This window comes from Caballeronia sp. M23-90 (assembly GCF_053574605.1).
On record NZ_JBSIPA010000566.1, the window covers coordinates 1 to 3852 of the forward strand.

General features: G+C 57.9%; 5 protein-coding genes. 1 reads left to right on the forward strand and 4 read right to left on the reverse strand.

From position 1 onward, the window contains the following. Nucleotides 1-181: 181 nt before the first annotated feature. The gene (locus ACRXB1_RS32570; protein ID WP_449494375.1) at nucleotides 182-373 is read left to right on the forward strand and encodes a hypothetical protein; all 192 of its coding nucleotides are present in this window, start codon (nucleotides 182-184) and stop codon (nucleotides 371-373) included. A 45-nt stretch (nucleotides 374-418) separates the two neighbouring features. On the opposite strand, the gene ACRXB1_RS32575 is transcribed toward ACRXB1_RS32570, so the two are convergent. The 4 genes from ACRXB1_RS32575 to ACRXB1_RS32590 form a co-directional block, all read right to left on the reverse strand. Then, nucleotides 419-670, reverse strand: coding sequence for a hypothetical protein (locus ACRXB1_RS32575; protein ID WP_062003460.1), 252 nt, complete (start codon nucleotides 668-670; stop codon nucleotides 419-421). Nucleotides 671-830: 160 nt separating this feature from the next. Beyond that, nucleotides 831-1988: an adenosyl-hopene transferase HpnH gene (gene hpnH, locus ACRXB1_RS32580; RefSeq protein WP_062003752.1), complete on the reverse strand. Its 1158-nt coding sequence runs from the start codon at nucleotides 1986-1988 to the stop codon at nucleotides 831-833. A 13-nt stretch (nucleotides 1989-2001) separates the two neighbouring features. Further along, entirely contained in the window at nucleotides 2002-2970 is a 969-nt protein-coding gene (ispH, locus tag ACRXB1_RS32585; protein WP_375507941.1) for a 4-hydroxy-3-methylbut-2-enyl diphosphate reductase, read from the reverse strand. A 66-nt stretch (nucleotides 2971-3036) separates the two neighbouring features. Then, nucleotides 3037-3294, reverse strand: a complete 258-nt coding sequence (locus ACRXB1_RS32590) for a hypothetical protein (RefSeq protein WP_062171723.1) — start codon at nucleotides 3292-3294, stop codon at nucleotides 3037-3039. Between the last annotated feature and the right edge of the window lie 558 nt (nucleotides 3295-3852).

Consider the following 3852-nt stretch of genomic DNA (forward strand, 5'->3'; position numbering starts at 1 on the left):
GCCAGGTTTTTTGACGGGGTCGAGACCTCCAAGAAGCATACGGCCACTGTCTCTGCGCGCATCAAGTGTACGCCCCTGAAGTTTCTATTCATGAGGGTCGCGCCCAAGCGCGTGGGGCGGTTTTTTATGAGGACCGATATTGGTTCGACGTGACGGAACGTGAATGCGAGGCCACACCGATATGTCAACGCCATTGAAATCTGCAGCAGGAACGAAAGCTGAACCAGTCGCTGCGCCCGATGCCATTGTATTTAAAAAAAGCGCGTGTCTCGAAGACATTGGTAAAGACCCGCTCAACCAGTTGCGTGGATCGCTATTGCGTTACGAAACCCCGATGAGCGCTGTCGGAGAAGATGACTGGAACGCAAAGTGACTCCCCCCGCGAAACTTTATGCGCAGCAAGTTCCGGCTGTTGCTATCAGCACTCTGACACAAGCACCATCGCGGCCGAGGAAACGTTCTTCGCCGACTTCATCGCCTTCTCCCTCACTGCGATCATGTCTTCGGTCGCGCTGGAATACCGGAACGAAGCCGGCAGCAGCCGATAATCCGCCGCCACTTGCGCCGCCTTCGTCTCGCTGAAACCTGATTTGCGCAGTGTCTTCGCGAGCAGCAGATAGTCGTCGAGGTCGGCCTTGCCGAGGTTGATCATTACGTTGAAGTCGGCCATAGCGTCCTGCTTGGTTTGCCTGAAAACAAGCGATGCTACACGGGCTTGCCGGAAGCGCGTCTTGAAAACAAGAACGGGTGGAAAAACGCCGCTCAACGCAACGTCTTCCACCCGTTCGCTTCCCTGCGATCTGCCGCAGGAATCAAGCGCGCTTGAAAACTCAGGCCGCAGCCGTCGTTGTCTGCTTGCCGCCCTTGTTAGTCTTGGCGCGGCCGATTTCTTCCAGCTTGATCTCGACATGCTTCGAGAACACGAATTCCGCCGGGCGCTGATTGTCGACCGGCAGGTCTTTCGCGTATGCGCCTTCGGTACGCGGACCGCGCAACGCGACGCGCGCCGCCTTCAGCGGATGCGCAACCGTGTCCATCACGGCAGTCGCTTCAAAGCCGCAATGCACCATGCAGTCAGCGCATTTCTCGTACTTGCCCGTGCCGTACTTGTCCCACTCGGTCGTTTCCATCAGTTCCTTGAAGGTCTTTACATAACCTTCGCCGAGCAGATAGCACGGACGCTGCCAGCCGAACACGGTGCGCGCCGGGTTGCCCCAGGGCGTGCATTCGTACGTCTGATTGCCGGCCAGGAAGTCGAGGAACATGCTCGACTGGCTGAACGACCAGCGCTTGCCGTTGTCGCCGCGCTTGAAGATATCGCGGAACAACGTCTTCGTTTTTTCGCGATTCAGGAAGTGCTGCTGATCCGGTGCGCGTTCGTACGCGTAACCCGGCGACACCGTGATGCCGTCCACGCCCATCGGTCCGAGCGTATCGAAGAAATTCGCCACGCGTTCCGGATCGGCGTCGTTGAACAACGTGCAGTTGATATTTACGCGAAAACCACGGCGCTTCGCTTCCTTGATGGCCGCAACGGCTTTTTCATACACGCCGTCTTGCGAGACCGAATGGTCATGCGCCTGTTTGTCGCCGTCGAGGTGAACCGACCAGACGAAATACGGATTCGGCTCGTAGTCGTCCATTTTCTTTTCCATCAGCAACGCGTTCGTGCACAGGTACACGAACTTCTTGCGCGCGATGATGCCCTTCACGATCTGCGGCATTTCCTTGTGCAGCAGCGGTTCGCCGCCAGCAATGGAAACAACCGGCGCACCGCATTCGTCGACGGCCGCAAGGCAGTCCGCCATGGAAATGCGCTGGTTCAGGATGGGATCCGGATAGTCGATCTTGCCGCAGCCATTACACGCCAGGTTGCAGCGAAACAGCGGCTCGAGCATCAACGCGAGCGGATAACGCTTGTTGCGCATGAAATGCTGGCGCGCGATGTATGCGCCAACCCGGACTTTTTGCAGCATCGGAATAGACAATTGCGTGTGCTCCTTAATCTTCGCGAAGGGCGCCGGCGGAAGCCGTTGCCGCGGCAAGCGGTTTTGTCAGCTTCGCGGGGAGTTTGAATTCAACTTTTTCTTCGCGGCCGGACATTGTCGTCACTTCGACAGGGCCCAGCGCGCGCAGTGCATCAATTACGTGTTTAACCATTTCTTCCGGCGCCGACGCGCCAGCCGTGATGCCCACAGCCTGCGCACCCACAAACCATTCAGGCTTCACTTCCGAACCGTCCGCCACCAGGTAGCTCGGCACGCCGGTTTCGGCGCCGATCTCGCACAGGCGGTTCGAGTTCGAACTGTTTGTCGCGCCAACCACGAGCAGCACGTCCACTTGCGTGCTGAGCTCGCGGACCGCGGCCTGACGGTTTTGCGTGGCATAGCAGATATCACGCGTATCCGGCCCGACAATATCGCTAAAACGCCGGTGCAGTGCGTCGATAATGCCGCGCGTATCGTCCACGGACAAGGTGGTTTGCGTGACATACGCAACGGGTTCGTCCAGCGGCAGCGACAGTGTTGCAACTTCGGCCTCGCTCTGCACCAGTACCACGGTGCCGGGAATCTGGCCGATCGTGCCTTCAACTTCCGGATGCCCGGCGTGGCCGATCAGGATCAGCGTGCGGCCCTGCGCGACGTATTGCCGCCCTTGCACGTGAACCTTGGTGACGAGCGGGCAGGTTGCATCGAGTACATCCAGGCCGCGCGCCAGCGCGTCAGCTTCTACCGTTTGCGCGACGCCGTGTGCGCTGAAAATGGCGACGGCGCCGTGCGGGACTTCGTCGAGTTCCTCGACGAAACGCGCGCCCTTGCTTCGCAGATTGTCGACAACATGCCGATTGTGAACGATCTCATGGCGCACATAGACGGGCGCGCCATGTCGTTCCAGAGCACGATCGACAATCTCGATCGCGCGGACCACGCCCGCACAAAAGCCGCGAGGTTGAGCAAGGATAATACGCATATTCGGGCGAACTCCGACTGACGCGGGTTTCGAATGGAACCGGCTATAAGCTTCGATCAAATCCGGTCAATTTATTGTAAGCAAAATTAAAGCTTCGCCGAAAAGCTTCACGAAACAAATGCCTGAAAACAGATCATTCGTTTCAACTTTAAGGCCGAACTTGACCGCGTATTCTAACGCGTTCGCTTTTTGGATGCTTGTTACGGGGTCGTTCCACTTCATGTAGCAGGGTCGAATTATTTCCCGGGCGGCGATGCCGTAAGCTCGTGCTCGGCATGTCTTCATGGACAGGGCGAATGCTGCCAGCGCGCGAATGCCGCTCAATCACGCTTCGATCGCGGCAAATTCAGCGTGAAAGGGCCGTATGGTGCGGTGCGAGGGCGTTGCAGCGGTGTCCGTTCCGACCTGACTATTACGGCTAGCCAGCGTAACCGCGCACGTAAGTAGCCGAATGTCACTCGCGTTTTTGTTTTTTGGCGTCCGGTTTATCGGTTGTTGGTCGTTGCGCCTAGCCAACAAAATTGACACTCTTGGCCACGTCGGACAGCACGCGGTTCGCTTCGTTGGCGGAGATAACCGACGTGCGTGCCTCGAATTGCTACGTCGGTCGAATGGCATATCGACACGAAGCGCTGCCACGATACATGCTCGACACTGGGCCTCGGCAATCTGGCGACACCTCCTGCCGTGCCCTGTCGGCGAGCCTTTCGTCCTGCCTACGCCAACGTTTGGGCGTAAAGTTGCGCTCCGCCAAGCGTTCCGCCGAAACCCCGGCGGTATTGCGTTTGTTTAACTAGCAACGAAACTGTAGAACCGAACTGACGATGCTCCTGATTGCCTGTTTGTCCCTTCTCATCTGGATTGTCCTGCTGTTTGCCCGCG